Below are 19,997 nucleotides of genomic sequence, written 5' to 3' on the forward strand. Positions count from 1 at the left end.
ACACCATGAGCCACGACCCCACGCTGCCCGAGCGTTCCGCCGTCGAGCTGCGCCGCCTGATCGGCAGCCGGCAGGTCTCGCCGGTCGAGCTGATGGACGCCTGCATCGCGCGCATCGAAGCCTTCAACCCCGCCGTCAACGCGATCGCCGCCACCGACTTCGAACGCGCCCGCGCGAGCGCCCGCCAGGCCGAGGCCGACGTGATGCGCGGCGCGCCGCTGGGCCTGCTGCACGGCCTGCCGCTCGGCGTGAAGGACCTGCTGGACACCGCGGGGCTGCTCACCACCCACGGCAACATCGGCCGGCGCGCGAACGTGCCGGCGCACGACAACTTGCTCGTTGCGCGGCTGCGCGCGGCCGGCGCGATCGTCACCGCCAAGACCAACGTGCCCGACATGGGCGCCGGCGCCAACACGCGCAATCCGGTGTGGGGCGCGACCGGCAACCCCTTCGACCCCGCGCTGAACGCCGGCGGCTCGTCGGGCGGCTCGGCGGCCGCGCTGGCGGTCGACATGCTGCCGATCGCGACCGGCTCCGACACCGGCGGCTCGCTGCGCATCCCGGCGGCCCTGTGCGGCGTGGTCGGCCTGCGGCCCTCGCCCGGCCTGGTGGCCAACGATGCGCGGCCGCTCGGCTGGTCGGTCCTCTCGGTGCTGGGGCCGATGGGGCGCGACGTCGGCGACACCGCGCTGCAACTGGCCGCCACCGTCGGCTTCGACGCGCGCGACCCGCTGTCGCATGCGGCGCACGGCGCGTCGCTCTGGCCGCTCGCCGGGGTGGACCTGTCCCGGCTTCGTGTCGGCACGACCGAAGATTTCGGCCTGTGCATCGTCGACCCGGAGATCCGGCGCGTGTTTCGCGCGCGCGTGGAAGCGATCCGGCCGTGGGTCGCCTGCTGCGAGCCCGTCGACCTCGCGCTGGGCGATGCCGACCGGGCGTTCGACACGCTGCGCGCCGAGAGCTTCGTCGCCGCCTTCGCCGACACCTGGCGCACCGCCCCCGAAACGCTCGGGCCCAATGTGCGCGCCAATGTCGAGATGGCGGCGTCGATCACGCTCGCCGACCGCGCCTGGGCGCACCTCGAGCAGACGCGCATCGCGCGGCGCTTCGCGCACGCCTTCGAGCGCTACGACCTGATCATCGCGCCGACCACGCCGGTCACGCCGTTCCCGTGGACCGAGCTGTATGCCCGGCGCATCGACGGCCAGGACATGCGCAACTACTACCACTGGCTCGGGCTGACCTACGTCGTCACGCTCGCGACGAACCCGGCGCTGTCGCTGCCGTGCGGGCGCGACGAACACGGCATGCCGTTCGGCCTGCAGCTGATCGGTCGGCTGCGCGGGGATGGCGCGCTGCTCGCGGCCGCGCAAGCGCTCGAGCACTGCTTCGAGGCGAGCCCTGCGCTGCGCCGGCCGCGGCCCGACCTGCAAGCGCTGCGTGCGCCGCGGCCCGAGCTGAAGAGCATCGTGACGCATCCGCCCGGGGCATCAGACGACAGGGCAGGCGACACGGCAGGCGGCGCGCCGACCGCGGTCTGACAGGCAGTCCCGGCACCGAAACAAGTGCAGCCGGGTGTATCACACCCTGGCGCTGTCGCCGACTCGGCGCGACAGTCCCCGTGCGCCAATGCGGCGCAGCAACGGGAGCAGCCATGACATCATCCGACGCGACGACACGCCGCAGCATCGCGGCACTCATCGGAAGCCTGCTGATGGGAGGCCCCCTGGTGGCGGCCGCCCAAGGCAACTACCAGCAGACGCACACCGGACAGGGCACCTTCTACGGATACGGCGGCGGCGGCAACTGCTCGTTCCCCAAGCCCACCGGGATCCTCACCGCGGCCATGAACACGGCCGACTACAACACCGCCCAGGCCTGCGGCGCCTGCATCGAGGTGACGAACCTGAACACGCAGCAGTCGGTGGTCGTGCGCGTGGACGACCGCTGTCCGGAATGCGCACCCGGCGATGTCGACCTGTCGCAAGAGGCCTTTGCCGGCATCTCGCCGCTGGGGGCCGGCCGCATTCCGATCAGCTGGAAATACGTGTCGTGCACGCCGCCGGCGGCGAAGGTCTACTTCAAGGAGGGCTCCAGCCCATGGTGGGCCGGCGTGCAGGTGCGCGACCATCGCAGCCCGGTCGCGTCCCTCGCCTGGCGGCCCAGCGGCGGCAGCGGCGCGTACACCCCCCTCGGGCGCGAGATGTACAACTACTTCATCGCCCCGAGCGGCATGGGGCCGGGGCCCTACGACCTGCAGATCACCGACGTGTTCGGCCAGATGATCACGGCGACGGGCGTGGCGCTGGCCGTCACGACGGAGATCGATCTCGGCCTTCAATTCCCGACGGTCCTGCCGTCTCCCGGCAGCTCGTCCGGCGGAGGCGGCAGCGGCGGAGCCGCCCTGCCGGCCACCACGAGCATCGCCGTCGCGAACGACTGGGGCCAGGGCTATTGCAGCAACGTCACCGTGACGAACCCGAATGCGACGCCGCTGACCTGGACGGCGTCCTTCAGCGTCGCCGGCACCACCTACACGTCGTGGAATGCCACGCTGTCGCAAAGCGGCAGCACCGTCACCGCCAGTGGCGTGTCCTGGAACCAGGTGCTGCAGGCCGGGGCGAGCACGTCGTTCGGGTTTTGCGCCAATCGGTGAGCGTGGGCCCGCAGCTCAAGGGGCAGCCGGCATCCGCTCGAACGCCTGCAACGCCGGATCGACGGCATCCCATGCCAGCCCCCGCACGCGGTACGTGAGCACCTGGGGATCGAAGCGCGCGGGCTCGTCGAGGCTGCCCGCCGGCACCGCGATCAGGTCCGGCATCGCCGCAAAGCGCAGGAACACCGGCGTTCCGCAGACCGGGCAGAAGGCGTGCACCTTCACGTTGCCGCTGTCGCCCGCGACCTCCCAGTGCGTCGCCTCGCCGGTGATCGCCATCTCGGCGCGTGCGGCAAAGGTCAGCCAGGAGCCGTGCCCGGTGCCGCTGCGCCGCTGGCAGTCGCGGCACTGGCAGTGGTTCTGGAAGATCGGCGCGTGCTTCGTCGCGTAGCGGATCGCGCCGCACGCGCATCCGCCGGTGTAGGGCGTCGTCATGGCGTCACGCCGCCTTGGGCTTGGCGAAGACATCGATGCCCTGCCCCGTCTCGAGCAGCGACTTCAGGCTCGACAGCACGATCGGCCAGCCCTGCTGGATGCCCTTGGCCATGCCGCTGCCGGCCTCGAGTTCGTCGTGCGTGACGGTCAGCCGCACCATCCCGTCGTACGGCGCCACGTCGAAGCTCACGCGGCTGTAGCTGCCCGGATYGGCGGCCTGCGACGCGTTCGCCCAGGTGATGACCAGGCGCGTCGGCGGCACCACCTCGACCACCTTGCCGACCAATTGCAGCGTGCGCTGCTCGTCGGCGCGAATGTGTTGCCAGTCCGATCCGGGCTGCCAGTCGGACACGTTCTCGTGGCCCCAGTAGCGCCGCGCGATCTCCGGCTTCGTGATCGCCTCGAACACCTTCTCCGGCGTCGAGCGGATGTAGGTCACGTAGACGAAACTGGTTTTCTCTTTGCTCATCGTCACTCTCCTTCGAGTTCCTTCTTCAGGTCGTGCAGCAGGCTGAGCCGCTGACGTTCGAACTTGCGCACCCACCGCTCGTAGACCTCGTGCAGCGGCACCGGGTTGATGAAATGCAGCTTCTCCCGGCCCCGCCAAACGGTGCTCACCAGGTGGGCCGCCTCCAGCAGCCCGAGGTGCTGCGTGACCGATTGGCGCGCCATGTCCATGTGCTCGCACAGCTCGCCCAGCGTCTGGCCGTTGTGCTCGCACAGCAGGTCGAGCAGCTTTCTGCGTGTCGGGTCGGCCAGTGCCTTGAATACCTTGTCTGCGTCCATTCGTTGCGTTCTTGCGTGAAGCGATAATAGGCAGGCAAATGCCTGCATGTCAAGTCGATGATCGACAATGCGGGCAGCCCGCGACCCGACCGATGGAGCCCACGCTGCAACCCGACCTGACTGCTGCCCGCACCCTGGACCGCCAGACCCTCGATCGATTGCGCGCCGGCGAATTGCAAGGCTGCACCCGCCTCGACCTGCGCGGCTGCGGTCTCGTGGAACTGCCTGCCGAGGTGCTGGCATTGGCCGACACGCTCGAGGTGCTCGACGTGTCGGGCAACGCGCTGGGCTCGCTGCCCGACGGGCTGGCGCGCCTGACGAGGCTTCACACGCTGTTCGCCTCCGGCAACCGCTTCACCGCGTTGCCGCCGGTGCTGGGCCGCCTGCCCGCGCTCGACACGATGGGCTTCAAGGCCAACCGGATTGCCGACGTGCCGGCGCAGGCGTTGGCGCCCACGCTGCGCTGGTTGATCCTGACCGACAACCGCATCGCGGCCCTGCCGTCCACGCTGGCCGACTGCACCCGCATGCAGAAGCTGATGCTGGCCGGCAACCGGCTCACGCGGCTGCCGCCGGGCATGGGCCGCCTGCAGCGGCTCGAATTGCTTCGGCTGTCGGCCAACGCCTTCGAGCGGGTGGAGCATGCGTTGACCGACGAGCTGCTGGCCTTGCCGCAACTGGCCTGGCTGGCCCACGCCGGCAACCCGTTCAGCGCGGCGCGCGAGCAGGCCGCGCAAGCCATCGCGACCGTCCAGCCGATCGCGTGGCGCGAACTGCGGCTGCACGCGCTGCTGGGCGAAGGGGCCTCCGGCCACATCCATGCCGCGCAGTGGCAGCCGGGCGACGGTCCGGTGCAGGACGTCGCGGTGAAACTCTTCAAGGGCAGCGTGACCAGCGATGGCCTGCCCGGTTGCGAGATCGCCGCCACGCTGATGGCCGGCAGCCACCCGCAGCTCGTCGGCGTGCTCGGTGCCCTCGCCGACCATCCCGACGGGACGCCGGGCCTCGTGCTGCCGCGGCTCGCCCCGCACTGGAAGCCGCTCGCCGGTCCGCCCAGCATGGCCAGCTGCAGCCGCGACGTGTACGGCGCGGATGTGCGCCTGAGCGTCGCCCGGGCCACGTCGATCGCACGCGCGGCGACCGAGGCACTGGACCACCTGCATGCGTGCGGCCTGACCCACGGCGATCTCTACGCGCACAACCTGCTGGTCGATGGCGGCGATCGCGCGCTGCTCAGCGACCTGGGTGCGGCGTCGCTGCTGCCGCCGGACGACCCGCCGCTGCGCGCCGCGCTGCAGGCCCTCGATCGACGGGCCCTGGGCATCCTGGTCGACGAACTGGCGCAGCATGGCGAACCATGAATCCCGCCCGACGCCAACTGCTCACCGCGTCGTCGTGCCTGGCACTCGGCGCACCGGCCCGCGCCCTGATGGCCGGTACCGCACCCGATTCGCCCGACGCGCGCATCGACGCGAACACGCCGTCGTCGCCGTGGACCTCCGCGGTCGCGGTGCTGACGCCGAGCGGCATCTTCTCGGGCGTGGTCGTCGCAGCGCGCTTCGTGCTGACGGCCTCGCACGTGACAGGCAGCGCGACGCCCGGCACCCTCACCGTGCAGCTGAACCACCAGGCGACCCCGGTGCAGATCGGTGCGACCGCCGTCACCCCCTTCCCCGGTGCCTCGTTCCCGTACGACGACCTGTCGCTGATCACGCTCGCGAGCCCGGTGCCCGAGGGCGTCGGGATCCTGCCGATCTACCGCGACGCACCGCCGGCGCAACAGGTGCTGACACTGGTCGGCTACGGCGCCGGCGGCACCGGCGACACCGGCCCCGGCGGGCCACGCTCGGCCGCCGTCAAGCGCGTCGGCCGCAACGTGCTCGACGCGGTGCGCCAGAGCATCGACGGCTCGGGCCGCCGCAGCCTCTTCTTCCTGTACGACTTCGACGGCCCCTGGGGCAACGGACCGCTGGGGGAGTCGAGCCTCGGCAATGCCATCGAGACCGGCGTGGCCCCGGGTGACTCCGGCGGCCCCGCGTATGCCGAGATCGGCGGGCGGCGCTGGCTGCTCGGCATCAACACGATGACGCTCTCCGCCAGCAAGGGGATGCCGGTGGACTTCCGCTTCGGCACGATCGGCGGCGGCATGCTGCTCGGCGATCCCCGCTTCGTGGCGTGGCTCGAAGCGCAAACCGGCGGCACGCTCGCGCCGGTGCCGCCGCCGGAGCTGCCATTGCCGACCTGGACCCTGGGGTTGGCGGCCGCCGGATTGGGCCTCGCTGCGGTGCTGGCCTGCCGGGGCAGCGGTCGACGGCGCAAGCCATAAGGCGCACGACGCCCCCGATCGCCAGGCCTTCGCAAACCGTGACAGCGCTTCGCCGTCGCGTCGGCCGGGCCGCGCTCGCCGCGACATCCTGGAAGCCCCGAAAGGCGACCCATGATGACAGTGAACGAACCAGCGAAGCGATGCCCCCTTCCTGCATGGAAGGCCGCGCGATGAGCACGATCGGCAAGCGTCCGAGCCTCGAGCGGATCCTGAGCCGGCTCGACTCCGGTGCGATCGGGCGGGCGCTGTCGCCGGAGCGCACCACTGGCGGTGGCCGGCAATCGCCCTTCACACCACCCACGCCCGAATCGCCGCTGAAACGCCGCAATGCGCTGCGGGTGGCCGGCGGCATGGCCGGACGGGTCGGGCTGGCGGCGTTCCGGGGGGTGCTCGGTGCCGCGAGGGACCTGCAAGCGGCGCGGCCCGACCCCACGCCGATGGCCATGCCGATGCAGATGCCGCAAGCACAGCCGTGGGGCAACCCCCGTCCGGCGGTGGCGTCGCGGCCACCGCTGCCGCCGAAGCCGCCGGAGCTGTGGCCGACACCGTTGGAGGCCCACCAGAACCCGCGCCCGGCGGTGCCCCCGAGACCGCCGAAGCCACCCGAGCTGCAGCAGGCGCCGTTGCAGATGCCGGCGATGCCCTCCATGCCGAATCCATGGAGCAGCCCCGCGGCCCGGTGGCAGCAGCCCACGCCGCAGGGCTTCCCGCAACGCCCCGGCCCCGCGCTGGGGCAGCAGGTCGATGCGTATCCGATCCAGACGAAGGTGCCGCAGGGGCAGCAGAAACTGTTCCGCAAGGAGCAGCGCGAGGCCACCAACGTCCCGACGCTCGCCCGGCACATCGGCCGCCTCTACAAGCAGTTGAACCTGAAGGTCACCGGCGACACCCTGCCGGCGTTCACGAATGCCCAGGTGCTCGAGCCGCCGAAGAAGCTGGGCTCGGGCGCCTTCAACACCGTCTTCCAGGTCAAGCTGAAGAATCCCGACGGCACGGCGTTCAACGGCGTCTTCAAGCCGCTCGGGGGCATCGAGAAAGGCTGGGTCGCCGCGGCGACCGGCATCCCGCGGGACGATCCGCAGATCGCGATGCGCAACATCGCGACGGTCGATGTCGCGAAGAAGCTCGGCTTCGACGTGGTCCCGAGCACCCGGATGGCGGTGATCGACACCGGGCGCGGCGCCGTCGACCCCGACCTCGGCCTGGTCATGGATCTCGCGACTGGCAAGCCGGCCGCGGAGATCGAGGCGAGCACGCTGGCACGCGGGGTCGTGGCGGCCGAGGTCACCAAGCTGCAGCTGCTCGACCACATCACCGGGCAAGGCGATCGCCATGCCAACAACTACTTCATCGACTTCAGTCCCAAGCCCGAGCCGCACGGCACCGCCAAGGTCATGGGCATCGACAACGACCAGTGCTTCGGCAAGAACCTGACGGACCCGGCCGGCATCCAGTGGGTGGACAACGACAGCATGCGCCACGGCTTCCGCGGCACCGCGCTGCCGCCGGTGGTCGACACCGAGATGGCACGCGCGATCAACTCGCTCACGTCGCGCGACATCCGTGCGATGCTGGGCAACAAGCTGAGCGAGCCCGAGATCCAGGCAGCGATCGCGCGCCATGAGGGCGTCAAGGACCACATCGCGAAGCTGCGCACAGAAGGCAACATCATCCACCCGGACGATTGGGAGCAACCCGGCGTGCAGGCCCTGCTGACCGCCGAGAACAGCTACATCGGACGCGAGCGCCACCATGCCAACCACAACTGGTGAGATCTTCCCCATGAATGCATCCGAGTCCGCCCAGGCGCTGTTCGAAGCTGAGAGCCTGCCGTTTCCGCCGATGCCGGCCGCGCTGGCCGCGGCGCTGAAACCGCAGGCCGCGGGCTGGTTCGCCACGCGGGCGGTGGCCTCGTCGCCGTACGACATCGATCACTTCCTGGCCGAGGTCGAGGCCCGGCCTGGTCCCGAGGACTACGCGCTGGTCGGCTTCGACGGCCACGGCAGCAACAGCTGGGCGGCGCACTTCTACCTGGTCGCCGACGGCATCGCGCTCTTCATCCAGCTGCCCTGGGGCGGCGCCTACGTGGACCCCGTGCCGGCCCGCGCGGAGATCGCGGCCTTGTTCGACTGGGCCGAGGCCTTGCAGTCGCGGCTGCGGGCGGCCCAGGCGGCCGGCAGGATCCCGCAGGGCCTGCGGCTGCAGGTTGCCGCGAGCCGCTTCGGCCGCGCCGGCTGGCGCTGGCTCGATGCCGCGAAGGAGGCAGCGGCGACGCCGTGGAATCCATCGGCAGGCATGAAGGCGGCGCTGTTGAAGGAACTCGACGACGTGATCGCGGGCCGCAAGCTGCTGAACGCATGACGGCCTGATCCTGCGGGCGCGCCGAGAGGCCATACTGTCGGCCTCGTTCAACCCTGCAGGAGCCGCGACATGGTCAGCAAGAACACCATTTGCCTCTGGTACGACGGCACGGCGCTCGACGCCGCCACCTTCTACGCAGCGACGTTCCCGGACAGCAAGGTCGGTGCGGTGCACCGCGCGCCGGGCGATTACCCTGACGGCAAGCAGGGCAATGTGCTGACGGTCGAGTTCACCGTGGCCGGGGTGCCGTGCATCGGGTTGAACGGCGGCCCGGCCTTCAAGCACAGCGAGGCGTTCTCGTTCCAGATCGCGACCGATGACCAGGCCGAGACCGACCGCCTGTGGAACGCGATCGTCGGCAACGGCGGCGAGGAAAGCCAGTGCGGCTGGTGCAAGGACCGCTGGGGCCTGTCGTGGCAGATCACGCCGCGCGCCCTCACCGACGCCTTCACCGACCCCGATCGCGCGGCGGCCGGGCGCGCCTTCGAAGCGATGATGCGCATGAAGAAGATCGACATCGCGACGATCGAGAAGGCGCGGCGCGGTTGAGTCCAGCGGTGCATTCCGATGGAGTGCGCCGCCTTGCACGACAGGGTGCGCCCCGTTAGTATCTACATGTGTATATATTTTCGGAGACACCCTCATGAGAAACGATGCGGCGAAGACGGCCAGGATCTTCATGAACGGCGGCAGCCAAGCCGTTCGACTGCCGGCGGAGTTTCGCTTCGATGTGCCGGAGGTGTATGTCCGACGCGACCCCCGGACCGGTGACGTGGTCTTGTCCAGCCGACCTGCCAAGAGCTGGGCAGACTTCTTCGAGCTGCGAGACAAGGACCCGTCAGTCGTTCCGGATGACTTCCTTGCCGATCGATCCGCCGTACCGCAGGAGCGCGATCCGTTCTCCGACTGGAAGGAGTGATGGATGCTCTATCTGCTGGACACGAACATCTGCAGCGCGGTGATCAAGAGGCACTCCGACGCTGACAGCAAATTGGCAGCCCTCGACCCGGCAGATGTCTGCATCTCTGCCGTCACCTACTCCGAACTGCGCTTCGGAGTCGCCTTGGTGGCCCCGGCCCGCCGTCTTGAAGCGCTGGTCGACGAATTCCTGGCGTGCGTGCGCTGCGAGCCGTGGGACCAGCTTGCGGCAGACCGCCACGGAGCCCTGCGTGCCCACCTGCGCCTGACCGGTCGCCCGATCGGCCAGTTCGACGAAATGATCGCGGCGCATGCGCTGGCGCTGCAGGCGGTGGTGGTGACGAACAACGAGAAGCACTTCCGACAGGTGCCGGGGCTGAAAGTCGTCAACTGGATTCAGCGCTGACCTTCGCATGTCGCCAGGAGCCGCTCTCCCATGCTGATCCTGCTGGTCGAGGACGACCAGCCCCTCGCCGCGTCGATCGCCGGCGTGCTGGGCGCGCAAGGCTGGCGGGTCGACACCAGCCCGCGCGGCGAGCCGGTGCCGGCCTCGCTGCTGCGTGACGACTATGACGCGCTGATCCTCGACATCGGCCTGCCCGGCATCGACGGCATCGAGACGCTGCGCCGCGTGCGTGCGCAGGGCTCGAAGCTGCCGGTGCTGATGCTGACGGCGCGCGACACCGTGGCGGAGCGCGTGCACGGCCTCGAGGTCGGTGCCGACGACTACCTCGTCAAGCCGTTCGCGCCGGTCGAGCTGGTGGCGCGGCTGCGCGCCCTCGCCCGCCGCCACGAGAACCGGCAGGCCGAAGTGCTGGTGGTCGGCCGGCTGCGCTTCGACCCGCGCGAGCTGCGGGCGTGGCTGGGCGACGAGCCGGTGAAGCTCTCGCGCCGCGAGTGCGACGTGCTGCAGTACCTGATGCTGAAGGCCGGGCGCGTGGTGCCACGCGAGCAGCTGGTCGCGCTGGTGCCGGGCTGGAGCGGTGCCACCTCGGACAACGCGCTGGACCTGCTGGTGTCGCGCCTGCGCACGAAGATCGAACCGGCCGGCGTGCGCCTGCGCACCGTGCGCGGGCTGGGCTACCTGCTCGACACCGGAGATGAACCATGACGGCCTCCACCGCTCCCGCCCACAGCCTGCGGCGCACGCTGCTCATGTGGCTGATCCTGCCGCTGGTGGCGCTCGTGCCGCTGGCCGCGGCGCTGGTCTACGCGCTCGCCGTGCGCCCCGCGCTCGACGGGCTGGACCGCGCACTGACCGACACCGCGGTCGCGCTGACCAACATCCTCGAGATGCACGACGGGCAGGCCACGCTGCCGCTGAGCACCCAGACCTTGCGTGCACTGCGCGCCGACCTGGTCGACGACGTGGCCTTCGTCGTCAGCGACCCCCAGGGCCGGCCGCTCGGCGGCGAGGCCGCGCTGCTCGCGCACGCCCCGGCGCTGCGCGCCGGCGAGTGGCGCTTCTTCGACGACACGCTGCGCGGCCGGCCGATGCGCGCGGCCGCCTTCGGTGCCCGCTGCGGCTCGTCGACGCAGATCTGCACGGTGCTGGTCGCCGAATCGCTCGGCAAGCGCCAGGACGCCGAACGCGCGGTGGCCCTGGCCGCACTGGCCGCCTCGGTGCTGCTGGCGCTCTCGCTGGCCCTGCTCGCGGTGGTGGCGGTGCGGCGCGGCCTGCGGCCGCTGCAGCGCGCATCGGTCGAGATCGGCGCGCGCTCGCTGCAGCGCCTGGAACCGATCGAGCTGGCCACCGTTCCGCGCGAGGTGATGCCGTTCGTGCTGGCCCTGAACGACCTGTTCGGGCGGCTGCGCACCGCGGCATCGGCCCAGCGCGCCTTCGTCGAAGACGCCGCGCACCAGCTGCGCACGCCGCTCTCGACCTTGCGCGTGGAAGCGGCGCAGGTGCTGACGCAGACCTGCCCTTCCTCGCTGAAGCCGACGCTGCTGCGGCTGTATGCCGCCGCCGAGCGCGCCTCGCACCTGGTGCAGCAGCTGCTGACGCTGGCCCGCACCGACGGCGCCGTGCTCGGCGACGGCACGCCGCTGCCGCGCATCGACCTGGCCCGGCTGGCGGCGGAGTACGCGAACAACTGGCTGCGCCCCACGCTCGCGATGGAGCAGGACCTGGGCTTCGATCTCGAGCCGGCCTTCGTCGAGGGCGATGAGCTGCTGCTGCGCGAGTTGCTCGGCAACCTGGTGCACAACGCGATCGAACATGCGGGGGCTGGCGTCAGCATCACCGTGCGCACGCGCAGCGTGGCCGGGCGCGCGGTGCTGGAAGTGATCGACGACGGCCGCGGCGTGCTGCCCGAGGAGCTGGAGCACGTCTGGGGCCRTTTCCGCCGTGGCAAGCTGGCCGGCGGCCTCGGCACCGGCCTGGGCCTGGCCATCGTGCGCGACATCGCGCGCCTGCACGGCGGCGAAGCCACGCTGCAGCCCGGCGTCGGCGGCACCGGCCTCGCGGTCACCGTGAGCCTGCCGCAGAGTCCCGAACACATCACCACCGACCCTGAAGCCGAACCTGTCGTCAACCTGTCGTAGGTAGAAACCGATGGCGGTCGCGGAGGCCCCACTGCCTAGAGTGGGCCACCTCTCACGGAGCCACCATGATCGACAGAAACCTCGCGCGGGGACTCACCCTGACGGCCGTCTCGCTGGCCTTCGGACTCGGGGCGCTGCAGTACCCCATCGGCGACTTGAGCCGCGCCGGCGCCGGCATGTTCCCGCTGATGATGAGCTGCCTGCTGCTGCTGATCGCGATCGCCACCATCGTGCGCTCGCGCTTCGTCGCCTCGGAACGCTTCGAGTTCAAGCTGAGCAACATCGGCCTGCTGCTGGCCAGCCTGTGCGCGTTCGCGCTGGTCTCGCGGCTGCTGAACATGACGGCCGGCATCGTCGCGCTGGTGTTCCTGTCGGCCTTCGCCGGCTCGGCGAAGTACTCGATCGTCCGCAACGTCAAGGTGTCGGTCGGCCTGTTCCTGGTGGCGCTGGCCTTCCAGAAACTGCTCGGCCTGAGCCTCAACCTGTACTGAGGCACAGCACGATGGACCTGCTCCACAACCTCGCCTTCGGCTTCAGCCACGCGCTGACGTGGCAGAACCTGCTGTTCTGCGCCATCGGCTGCACGGTGGGCACCCTGGTCGGCCTGCTGCCGGGCCTCGGGCCGCTCGCCACCATCAGCCTGCTGCTGCCGCTCACGTACTCGATCCCCACCACCGGCGCGCTGATCATGCTGGCCGGCATCTACTACGGGGCCCAGTACGGCGACAGCGTCAGTGCGATCACGATGAAGATCCCGCACGCCAGCAGCATCGTGGCCTGCATCGACGGCTACCAGATGACGCTGAAGGGCAAGACCGGCCTGGCGCTGTTCACCGCCGGCGTGTCGAGCTTCATCGGCGGCACGGTGGCGATCGTCGTGCTCACCTTCCTGGCGCCCAGCCTCGGCGAGGTGGCGTTCCTGTTCGGCCCGGCCGACTACTGCGCGCTGATGCTGGTGGGCTTCGTCTGCGTGAGCTTCGTGACGACCGGCAGCCTGCTCAACGGCATGGCAATGTGCCTGATCGGCGTGCTGCTCGGCCAGATCGGCACCGACGTGAACAGCGGCGTGCCGCGCTACACCTGGGACCTGCCGATGCTGGCCGACGGCGTCGGCCTCGTCAGCGTGGCGCTCGGCTGCTTCGGCATCGCCGAGATCACGAAGAACCTCGATTCGCGCGAGGAGCGCTCGCCGTTCAACGGCACCATCCACCTGATCCCGACCTGGGCCGAGTTCAAGCGGATCATTCCGAGCGCGCTGCGCGGCAGCGTCATCGGTTCGTTCCTCGGCATCCTGCCGGGCGGCGGGCCGGTGATCGCGCAGTTCGCCGCCTATGCGGTCGACAAGAAGGTCAGCAAGTACCGCCACGAGATCGGCTCCGGCGCGATCGAAGGCGTGGCCGGCCAGGCGGCGGCCGACGAGGCCGCGGCGCGCACCAGCTTCATCCCGCTGATGAGCATCGGCATTCCGGAGAACGCGGTGATGGCGCTGATGATGGCGGCCTTCGTCATCAAGGGGATCCAGCCGGGGCCGAACATGATCGCCGGCCACCCGGACCTGTTCTGGGGCCTGGTCGCCAGCATGTGGGTGGGCAACTGTTTCCTGCTGGTCCTGAACGTGCCGCTGGTGCGCTACTGGCTGTCGGTGTTCAAGATCCCGTACAGCGTGCTGTTCCCGTCGATCCTGTTCTTCTGCTGCATCGGCACCTACAGCGTCAACAACAACCTCGACGACATCTTCGTCACGGCGGCCTTCGGGCTCGGCGGCTACCTGTTCTCGCGGCTCGACCTGGACGCGGCACCGCTGATGCTGGGCTTCATCCTTGGGCCGATGCTGGAGGAGAACTTCCGCCGCGCGATGCTGCTGAGCCGCGGCAGCTTCAACGTGTTCGCCAGCCGACCGATCAGCGCGACGCTGCTCGGGTTGATCGCGGTGTTCATCGTGTGGCAGCTCATCTCGTTCGTGATGAAGGCGCGCGCGCCGCAGGTGCAAGCGGCGTAGAGTCGGCAGTTCTGCCACTCCGCCGCCGCGGCGGCGCACGACATGCACCGAAGACTCTTCCTGGGGGCCGCCGCGGCCGGCTCGCTCGCGCCGGCACTGGCGCAGACCCGCACCCCGGCGGCCAAGGTGCTGGGAAGGACGATCTACAGCGACGAGACGACGAAACCCGGCAGCAGCCTGGACGGCCAGATCCTGCGGCCGCTGGTGCAGCGCTTCGCCGAGCAGGAGCGGCTCACCGTCAGCGACGCCGAGGTGGCCGAGCTCGAATCGGCGCTGAAGCTTCCGCCACCCCCGCCCGGGCTGTCGGCGGCCGACAAGGCGATGCTGCGCGAGCTGCCGCGCAGCATGGTGCTGCAATGGAAGATCAGCAAGGCGCTCTACCAGCGCTACGGCGGCGAGGTGATCTTCCAGCAGGCCAACCCGATGGAGCCGGTCGGCGCGATGCGGCGCTTCCTGGAGGAGCAGGAGAAGGCCGGCGCGTTCGAGATCTACGACGTCGGCGATCGCAAGCGCTTCTTCGAGTACTACGTCAGGCCGCAGACGATGGTGGTGCCGAAGGAGAAGGTGAACTACGACGTGCCGTGGTGGCGCAAGTAGATCGATTCACCGTTCCTACAACTGAAGCGGCTCTCTCCGACAGCATCTCCGGCGTGTGCTGCATAAGCTGTCTGCTTGCCCACCAACGGAGATCAGCATGTCCGACAGCAAGCAGCAAACTGGAGGCCAGGACCGCGACCGCATCAACGTCCACCAGGACTACGAACTGCGCGATTGGTCAAGGAAGTACGGCGTGACGCCTGACGAACTGAAGAAGGCGGTTGCGAAGGTCGGGGATCGGGCTCGGGATGTGGAGGCGCATTTGAAGCGTGGGGAGCGCGGGGAATGAAGCCCGGATCGCCGCGCCCTGTCAGACTTGATGACGCCTGATCCGCGTCATCTCACCCCAGCAAACTCGCCGGCACCTTCCCCCCGTTCTCCGCCAGCTTGGTCATCACCTGCTTGTGCAGCCAGATGTTCATCGTCGCCGTGTCGTTGGTGTCGCCTGAGTAGCCGAGTTCGCTCGCCAGTTGCCGCCGCTCGGCCAGGCTCGATTCCATCCCGACCAGCTTCATCAGGTCGACGATCGAGGTGCGCCAGTTCAGCTTCTGCGACGAGGCCGCTGCCAGCTTGGTCARCACCGCCTCCACATCCACCTCGCTCAATGCGACGGGCGCCGCGGTGGCCGGCACCGCGGCCGGTGCAGCCTGCGTCGGCGCCTGCGCCACCGCCGGTACCTCGTCCTTCTTGCCAAAGATCGCGTCCTTGATCTTGCTGAAGATGCTCATCGTGGTCTCCTGGTTGGATGGATGCGCTGCGTCGGCAACGAAAACCCAGTCTAGGCGTTGCCGCCCGCCGGTCAAGACGGATCAGCCCAGCGTGAACGCCTCATGCACCGCCGACTGAACCGCCCCACCCAGCACCGCGCCGCCGCCGGCCACGTAAATCCAGTCGCCGATCGCGACCGCGCCCACCGCATGCCGCGGCGTCAGCATCGGCGCATGCCTGCGCCACGTGTCGCTCGCCGGGTCGTAGCTCTCCATCTGACCATACACGCGCGCCTGCCGCGGCAYGCCACCGACGATCTCGCCGCCCTCCCCGCCCATCGCCCAGAACCGGTTGCGGTACACGACCAGGCCGTGTCCCGAGCGCTCGGTGGGCATCGGCGCCCGCAGTTCCCAGGTGTCGCGCGCCGGGAGGTACACGTGGTGCAGCGTGGTGTTGTATTCGAAGGTGTTGAAGCGCCCGCCGATCACGTGGATCAGGCCGCCATGCGCCACGCAGCCCACATGGTCGCGCGCGCCGGGCAGCGGCTTCAGAGCGGTCCATCGATCGGCCTTCGGGTCGTACACCTCATGCCAGCCGACGCTCGCGCGCTCGGCCGCCGGCTCCGATGCGCCGCCGATCAGGTGCAGCCGCCCCTCCAGCATCACGGCCGCCGCCGCACCTCGCGGCCGTGGCATCGGCGCGATGGGTCGCCAGGCGTTCGAGCCGCTGTCGTACACGAACGCCAGCGCATCCGATCGCCGGTTCTGTTCGACGAAGCCGCCGCAGGCATACAGCAGGTCGCCTTCCGCTGCCACCGCCACGTGGTTCGCGCCGCGCGGCAGCGGCGCACCGTTGAGCCAGCGGTCGGCCGCCGGCTCGTAGATGTGGTGGTAGTCGCGGTTCACCGCGCCCTCGCCGTACCCGCCCACGATGTGCATCTGCCCGCGCACCACCGCTGCCCACGCCATCTCGCTGCGCGGGATCGGCAGCGCAGCGCGCGCCACCCAGCGCCCCGGCGGCCCCGCAGGCGCCGTGCTGTCGAACACGCGTTGCGACTCCTGCTCCGGCGACAGGTGGTGCGGCGTGCCGCCCCGCAACTGCGCATACGGCGATGAGGCGGGTGGCAGCGGCGTCGGCGCGGTCGTCTGCGCCAAGGCCCGCCCCGCGCCCAGCGCAGCCGCTGCACCGATGACAAAACTGCGACGAGGAATCCTGTGCATGGTGTTCTCCCTGGGCCCGTGGTCGACGCCGGAGCGTAACTGCCCGGGTAACCGCGTGTCGTCGTCATCATCTTCTGTCACCCAGGTGACAGAATCGCCGGTCGCCCAACACGCCCACCCCATGACCCGATCCGCCAGCGTCACCCGCACCCTGCCCGCCCTGCTTCTCACGCTGATGCTCGCTGCCTGCGGCGGCGGCGGTGGCGACAGCACCAACGACACCGCCCAGAAGCCCTCCCCACCCGGCACGCCGGCCTCCAGCCCGTCGAGCGCCGACACCCAGCCGCCGGTCGTCTCCGCATCGGCCACCGTGTCCACCGAGGCCGTGGCCCTCAGCGCGCTCGCCACCGACAACGTCGGTGTCACCTCGGTCACCTTCCTCATCGATGGCAGCGCCATCCAGGTCACCGTGCAGAAATCGCCGAGCGACGGTTCGTACACCTCGTCGCTGCCGATCGGCCTGATCACGAGCGGCACGCACAGCTTCGTCGCGGTCGCGGTCGATGCCGCCGGCAACGGCACCACCTCGGCCGAGGCCGGCTTCACGATCGGCACCCCGGCCGGTGCGCCCGGCAGCAGCGACACCGTGCCGCCCACCATCACCGCCGCCGTGCAAGGCAGCTTCGGCCTGGTCAAGCTGACGGCCATCGCGAAGGACGAGACCCGTCTCTTCGGCGTCGACTTCCTGGTCGACGGCAAGGAGACCGGCACCTGGGCCTCGCTGCACTACCTCAGCACCGATCCGGCCGACCAGTACTACGTGCTGTTCGACACGACGACGCTGGCGCCCGGCGCGCACACCGTCGTCGCCCGCGCGCGCGATCTCGCCAACCACACGACGCTGTCGGACGAGATCGTGCTGAACATCGACCCGAATGCCGGCCTCACCGAGACGGAGCCGAACAACACGCTGGCCACGGCCAACGCAGTGCCGGCCGGGCAATTGCTGATCTCCGGCACGCTGAAGAACGAGACCGTGGTCATCGGCAGCTCGAAAATCGTGCACACCGACAGCGACTACTACCAGCTGACGATTCCGGCCGGCCAGACGCTGACGGTGCGCATGCTGACCCCGCAGCACCAGGGCTTCTTCGTCTCCATCGTCGACGCGACCGGCGCCAAGCTCTCCGGCGATTCCGAATGGCCCAGCTCGGGCGAGGTCAGCGTGGCGTACACCAACGGCGCCACCGCGCGCGAGGCGTGGATCCGCCTGTCGAGCATCCCGTACGACTTCGAGACCCGCGACCAGTACACGCTGACGCTGAGCCTGCAGTAACGCCGGAACGCTAGTCGCTGGTGGCCACGACCGCGTCGGCCGCCAGCGCCGAGCGCATCGCCGAGGTGCTGCGCCAATCGGCCTGCAGCACATCGTTGCCGGCGGCCTGGGCGGCCGTGCCGGCGCTGTTCGCCCGGCGCTGCCACAGCGGGCTGATCCAGCCCTTCTTCATCTGGTCGCCCAGGCCCGGGTCGTTGTCCTTGCCGCCCTGGATGTCGCGCCGCGCGTTCTTCACGTTCACTGCGCTGTACTGCGTCATCGCCGAATAGAAGGCGATGCCGCCGGCGCCGGCCGCGAGCATCACCTGCGCCCACGCGGGCAGGCTGCTGGTGCCGCTGATCGGCTTGTGCGCCTGCGCCGGGTCGTTGGAATGCGCGTGCGCTTGCGCGGCCAGGTGCTTGTTGACCTCGTACACCACCGCATTCACGCCGCGCCCCAGCAGCAAGGCGCCGGCACCGCCCAGCACGCCGAAGGTGAACTGCTGCGACAGGCGCTGCCCCACCTGCGCCGAGTACTCCAGCGGCGAGCGCAGCTTGGCCCAGCCCTCCGACCACGCAAAGGCCACCGCGGTGTTCTGCATCGCCTGGCCGAACAGCTGCCGTGCGAAGCCGTTCTCCTCCAGCCCGGTCAGGTTGCCGTCGGCGATCTTCTGGAGGTCACGCTCGCAATCGGCGATCTCCGCGGCGAGATGCACGGCCACGCGGTCGCCGGCCTCCGGGTCGGTGTCTGGCGCGGGCGGCTGCGCCTGGTGCGCATCCAGCCGTGCCTGGAGTTCCTGGCGGTGGCTGTCGACCATCGCGCTCACGCGGCCGGCGATCAGCATCTCCGGCTCGACGACCAGGCCTTGCAACTTCTTCGGGTCGATGCCGGTGGAGCGGATCTCGCGGCCCGCGTTCCAGTCGGCCTGCCCTTCAGCGTTGAAGAGGTCGCCGTACAGGATGCTCAGCCGCAGTTCATCGGCCTGCGCCGTGCGCTCGTCCTGTCCGGCCCCCAGGTGCTGGCCGAGCAGCGCACCGAGCGCGATCGCGACCGACACGCCGGTGATGGCCGCGGCCGGCACATGCCTGGCCTGCATGGCAGGCGCCAGGATGCCGCTCAGGCCGCGCAAGGTGCGCCAGAACACCTGCGCGTTCGTCGAGTTCTTCTGGCGCTTCTGCATGCCTTCGAGGCGCAGGCCGTCCAGCACGAGCCCGGCCGCTTGCACGGCGCGTGCGGTCTGGTCGTTCTGGATCTTTTGCAGGCCCTGGTGTTCGTCGGGGGTCAACGCGCGCAGGAAGTCCTGCAGCTGTTCTTCAGTGGGGGCCGGGCTCGTCGGCAACGCGTGCGCCGGGTGTTTCGCGGCAAGCTCCTGCAGCATCGCACCCATCGCGGCGGCATCCTTCTGCGCCAGGTCCTTCAGCTGCACGAGGTCGGCCTCGATCTGCTGCAAGGTCGTATTGGCCTTGAGGTTGCCGGGCATCTTGCCCATCGGCCCACCCTTCTGCCGCATCACGGTGATGGCCGAGACGATCGATGTCTGCAGGCCCGCCGTCACGAAGGGCTGTGCCGCCAGCGCCGCGACGCTGCCGCCCAGCACCTTGGTCGGCGTGCTCTCCAGCGCCGCGAACGGGATCGCGCCGTACAGCACCGCCTGGAACAGCGAGCCGCTGCTGGGGATGCAGCGCCCGCCCTGGGTGGCCATGTCGTCCATCGCTTGGATCTTCGCGTCGGAGAGTTGCAGCACGTTCTTCTGGAAGTCGCGCAGCACCGCGGGCGAGAGCAACTGCGCCAGCTGGTCGTGTGACGGCGTGGTGCTGCCGTCGGGGCGCGGCGCGAGCGGGTTGTGGCGCACCTCGTTGACGAGTTTCGCCGCGGCGCCCAACTGCGCTTCGCCCGGCATGAGTGCACGTTGCGCCGCGAGCTTGCGTTCGAAATCGGGCAGGTTGCGCGCGAGACGCACCTCTGGCGGTGCAGCCCCGAGCGTGCCCAACGCGCCCAGGTTGCCATCCTGGCGCGGACGCGTGCCCGCCCGGGTGCGCGGCGGACGCGTGATCGACGGCCGGTCGCCGTCGAGTGGGCGCGTGGACGAGCGGGTCCTCGCGTCGGGCTGATCAGGGTGATCGGGCTGGGTTCTGACCGAGGGCGCGCGGCTGGTCGTGGCGGTCGGCTTCGGGAGGGTCGGCATCGACATG

The 19,997-nt window shown here is 70.0% G+C and carries 22 protein-coding genes; 16 read left to right on the top strand and 6 right to left on the bottom strand.

The features are described from left to right. Positions 1-5 precede the first annotated feature (5 nt). Both AC1D1T_RS03250 and AC1D1T_RS03255 read left to right on the top strand, forming a co-directional pair. A complete protein-coding gene (locus AC1D1T_RS03250; RefSeq protein ID WP_477826009.1) occupies positions 6-1,541 on the top strand; it encodes an amidase in 1,536 nt (511 codons plus the stop codon). 113 nt (positions 1,542-1,654) lie between these two features. Beyond that, positions 1,655-2,656, top strand: coding sequence for an expansin EXLX1 family cellulose-binding protein (locus AC1D1T_RS03255; protein ID WP_477826008.1), 1,002 nt, complete (start codon positions 1,655-1,657; stop codon positions 2,654-2,656). 15 nt (positions 2,657-2,671) lie between these two features. Here the strand turns inward: AC1D1T_RS03255 and AC1D1T_RS03260 are convergent, their stop codons facing one another. The 3 genes from AC1D1T_RS03260 to AC1D1T_RS03270 are packed head-to-tail and all read right to left on the bottom strand — an operon-like array spanning position 2,672 to position 3,877. Beyond that, positions 2,672-3,091, bottom strand: coding sequence for a GFA family protein (locus tag AC1D1T_RS03260; protein WP_477826007.1), 420 nt, complete (start codon positions 3,089-3,091; stop codon positions 2,672-2,674). Positions 3,092-3,095: 4 nt separating this feature from the next. Further along, positions 3,096-3,560 (bottom strand): SRPBCC family protein, encoded by a 465-nt coding sequence (locus AC1D1T_RS03265; protein ID WP_477991386.1) that lies wholly within the window; start codon positions 3,558-3,560, stop codon positions 3,096-3,098. A 2-nt stretch (positions 3,561-3,562) separates the two neighbouring features. Further along, positions 3,563-3,877 (bottom strand): ArsR/SmtB family transcription factor, encoded by a 315-nt coding sequence (locus tag AC1D1T_RS03270; RefSeq protein WP_465114760.1) that lies wholly within the window; start codon positions 3,875-3,877, stop codon positions 3,563-3,565. A 92-nt stretch (positions 3,878-3,969) separates the two neighbouring features. On the opposite strand from AC1D1T_RS03270, the gene AC1D1T_RS03275 reads away from it, so the two are divergent. The 13 genes from AC1D1T_RS03275 (at position 3,970) to AC1D1T_RS03335 (ending at position 14,911) form a co-directional block, all read left to right on the top strand. Further along, on the top strand, positions 3,970-5,238 hold the full coding sequence (locus AC1D1T_RS03275; protein WP_477825949.1) for a leucine-rich repeat-containing protein kinase family protein: 1,269 nt from the start codon (positions 3,970-3,972) through the stop codon (positions 5,236-5,238). After that, positions 5,235-6,203 (top strand): trypsin-like serine protease, encoded by a 969-nt coding sequence (locus AC1D1T_RS03280; RefSeq protein WP_477825948.1) that lies wholly within the window; start codon positions 5,235-5,237, stop codon positions 6,201-6,203. The genes AC1D1T_RS03275 and AC1D1T_RS03280 overlap by 4 nt, the downstream gene beginning before the upstream one ends. Positions 6,204-6,343: 140 nt before the next feature. Continuing rightward, a complete protein-coding gene (locus tag AC1D1T_RS03285; RefSeq protein ID WP_477843468.1) occupies positions 6,344-7,975 on the top strand; it encodes a protein kinase family protein in 1,632 nt (543 codons plus the stop codon). 10 nt (positions 7,976-7,985) lie between these two features. Continuing rightward, complete coding sequence (locus tag AC1D1T_RS03290) at positions 7,986-8,564, top strand: hypothetical protein (protein WP_477825946.1); 579 nt, start codon at positions 7,986-7,988, stop codon at positions 8,562-8,564. 69 nt (positions 8,565-8,633) lie between these two features. Further along, on the top strand, positions 8,634-9,113 hold the full coding sequence (locus AC1D1T_RS03295; protein ID WP_047593315.1) for a VOC family protein: 480 nt from the start codon (positions 8,634-8,636) through the stop codon (positions 9,111-9,113). A gap of 94 nt (positions 9,114-9,207) precedes the next feature. Next, positions 9,208-9,483, top strand: coding sequence for an antitoxin (locus AC1D1T_RS03300; RefSeq protein WP_477825945.1), 276 nt, complete (start codon positions 9,208-9,210; stop codon positions 9,481-9,483). Between the two features lie 3 nt (positions 9,484-9,486). After that, positions 9,487-9,888, top strand: a complete 402-nt coding sequence (locus tag AC1D1T_RS03305; RefSeq protein ID WP_477825944.1) for a type II toxin-antitoxin system VapC family toxin — start codon at positions 9,487-9,489, stop codon at positions 9,886-9,888. A gap of 30 nt (positions 9,889-9,918) precedes the next feature. After that, entirely contained in the window at positions 9,919-10,593 is a 675-nt protein-coding gene (locus AC1D1T_RS03310) for a response regulator transcription factor (RefSeq protein WP_047509476.1), read from the top strand. Next, positions 10,590-12,026: a sensor histidine kinase gene (locus tag AC1D1T_RS03315; protein ID WP_477991389.1), complete on the top strand. Its 1,437-nt coding sequence runs from the start codon at positions 10,590-10,592 to the stop codon at positions 12,024-12,026. Before AC1D1T_RS03310 ends, AC1D1T_RS03315 begins: the two co-directional genes overlap by 4 nt. Before the next feature lie 65 nt (positions 12,027-12,091). Continuing rightward, a complete protein-coding gene (locus AC1D1T_RS03320) occupies positions 12,092-12,517 on the top strand; it encodes a tripartite tricarboxylate transporter TctB family protein (RefSeq protein ID WP_465114772.1) in 426 nt (141 codons plus the stop codon). 11 nt (positions 12,518-12,528) lie between these two features. Then, positions 12,529-14,025: a tripartite tricarboxylate transporter permease gene (locus AC1D1T_RS03325; protein ID WP_477844715.1), complete on the top strand. Its 1,497-nt coding sequence runs from the start codon at positions 12,529-12,531 to the stop codon at positions 14,023-14,025. A 42-nt stretch (positions 14,026-14,067) separates the two neighbouring features. Then, positions 14,068-14,622 carry a hypothetical protein gene (locus AC1D1T_RS03330; protein WP_477828402.1) on the top strand — a complete coding sequence of 185 codons (555 nt, stop codon included), beginning with the start codon at positions 14,068-14,070 and terminating at the stop codon, positions 14,620-14,622. Positions 14,623-14,719: 97 nt separating this feature from the next. After that, positions 14,720-14,911, top strand: coding sequence for a DUF3606 domain-containing protein (locus AC1D1T_RS03335; protein ID WP_477828401.1), 192 nt, complete (start codon positions 14,720-14,722; stop codon positions 14,909-14,911). A 52-nt stretch (positions 14,912-14,963) separates the two neighbouring features. On the opposite strand, the gene AC1D1T_RS03340 is transcribed toward AC1D1T_RS03335, so the two are convergent. Further along, positions 14,964-15,350 (bottom strand): DUF3597 domain-containing protein, encoded by a 387-nt coding sequence (locus AC1D1T_RS03340; protein WP_477828400.1) that lies wholly within the window; start codon positions 15,348-15,350, stop codon positions 14,964-14,966. An 81-nt stretch (positions 15,351-15,431) separates the two neighbouring features. Further along, positions 15,432-16,550, bottom strand: coding sequence for a Kelch repeat-containing protein (locus AC1D1T_RS03345; RefSeq protein WP_477991391.1), 1,119 nt, complete (start codon positions 16,548-16,550; stop codon positions 15,432-15,434). Between the two features lie 121 nt (positions 16,551-16,671). Between AC1D1T_RS03345 and AC1D1T_RS03350 the strand changes: the two genes are divergently transcribed. After that, on the top strand, positions 16,672-17,826 hold the full coding sequence (locus tag AC1D1T_RS03350; RefSeq protein WP_477991392.1) for an Ig-like domain-containing protein: 1,155 nt from the start codon (positions 16,672-16,674) through the stop codon (positions 17,824-17,826). Between the two features lie 10 nt (positions 17,827-17,836). Here the strand turns inward: AC1D1T_RS03350 and AC1D1T_RS03355 are convergent, their stop codons facing one another. Next, positions 17,837-19,996, bottom strand: a complete 2,160-nt coding sequence (locus tag AC1D1T_RS03355) for a hypothetical protein (RefSeq protein WP_477826488.1) — start codon at positions 19,994-19,996, stop codon at positions 17,837-17,839. Position 19,997: the final 1 nt, after the last annotated feature.

Source organism: Rhizobacter sp. P2_H3 (genome assembly GCF_056403355.1).

Excerpts from the sequence above, each read along its gene's own strand:
- AC1D1T_RS03335 (WP_477828401.1), top strand. The coding sequence starts at position 14,720 with ATGTCCGACAGCAAGCAGCAAACTGGAGGCCAGGACCGCGACCGCATC.
- AC1D1T_RS03255 (WP_477826008.1), top strand. The coding sequence starts at position 1,655 with ATGACATCATCCGACGCGACGACACGCCGCAGCATCGCGGCACTCATC.
- AC1D1T_RS03355 (WP_477826488.1), bottom strand. The coding sequence starts at position 19,996 with ATGTCGATGCCGACCCTCCCGAAGCCGACCGCCACGACCAGCCGCGCG.
- AC1D1T_RS03260 (WP_477826007.1), bottom strand. The coding sequence starts at position 3,091 with ATGACGACGCCCTACACCGGCGGATGCGCGTGCGGCGCGATCCGCTAC.
- AC1D1T_RS03330 (WP_477828402.1), top strand. The coding sequence starts at position 14,068 with ATGCACCGAAGACTCTTCCTGGGGGCCGCCGCGGCCGGCTCGCTCGCG.
- AC1D1T_RS03285 (WP_477843468.1), top strand. The coding sequence starts at position 6,344 with ATGCCCCCTTCCTGCATGGAAGGCCGCGCGATGAGCACGATCGGCAAG.
- AC1D1T_RS03275 (WP_477825949.1), top strand. The coding sequence starts at position 3,970 with ATGGAGCCCACGCTGCAACCCGACCTGACTGCTGCCCGCACCCTGGAC.
- AC1D1T_RS03300 (WP_477825945.1), top strand. The coding sequence starts at position 9,208 with ATGAGAAACGATGCGGCGAAGACGGCCAGGATCTTCATGAACGGCGGC.
- AC1D1T_RS03290 (WP_477825946.1), top strand. The coding sequence starts at position 7,986 with ATGAATGCATCCGAGTCCGCCCAGGCGCTGTTCGAAGCTGAGAGCCTG.
- AC1D1T_RS03280 (WP_477825948.1), top strand. The coding sequence starts at position 5,235 with ATGAATCCCGCCCGACGCCAACTGCTCACCGCGTCGTCGTGCCTGGCA.
- AC1D1T_RS03310 (WP_047509476.1), top strand. The coding sequence starts at position 9,919 with ATGCTGATCCTGCTGGTCGAGGACGACCAGCCCCTCGCCGCGTCGATC.
- AC1D1T_RS03295 (WP_047593315.1), top strand. The coding sequence starts at position 8,634 with ATGGTCAGCAAGAACACCATTTGCCTCTGGTACGACGGCACGGCGCTC.
- AC1D1T_RS03320 (WP_465114772.1), top strand. The coding sequence starts at position 12,092 with ATGATCGACAGAAACCTCGCGCGGGGACTCACCCTGACGGCCGTCTCG.
- AC1D1T_RS03305 (WP_477825944.1), top strand. The coding sequence starts at position 9,487 with ATGCTCTATCTGCTGGACACGAACATCTGCAGCGCGGTGATCAAGAGG.
- AC1D1T_RS03250 (WP_477826009.1), top strand. The coding sequence starts at position 6 with ATGAGCCACGACCCCACGCTGCCCGAGCGTTCCGCCGTCGAGCTGCGC.
- AC1D1T_RS03270 (WP_465114760.1), bottom strand. The coding sequence starts at position 3,877 with ATGGACGCAGACAAGGTATTCAAGGCACTGGCCGACCCGACACGCAGA.
- AC1D1T_RS03350 (WP_477991392.1), top strand. The coding sequence starts at position 16,672 with ATGACCCGATCCGCCAGCGTCACCCGCACCCTGCCCGCCCTGCTTCTC.
- AC1D1T_RS03325 (WP_477844715.1), top strand. The coding sequence starts at position 12,529 with ATGGACCTGCTCCACAACCTCGCCTTCGGCTTCAGCCACGCGCTGACG.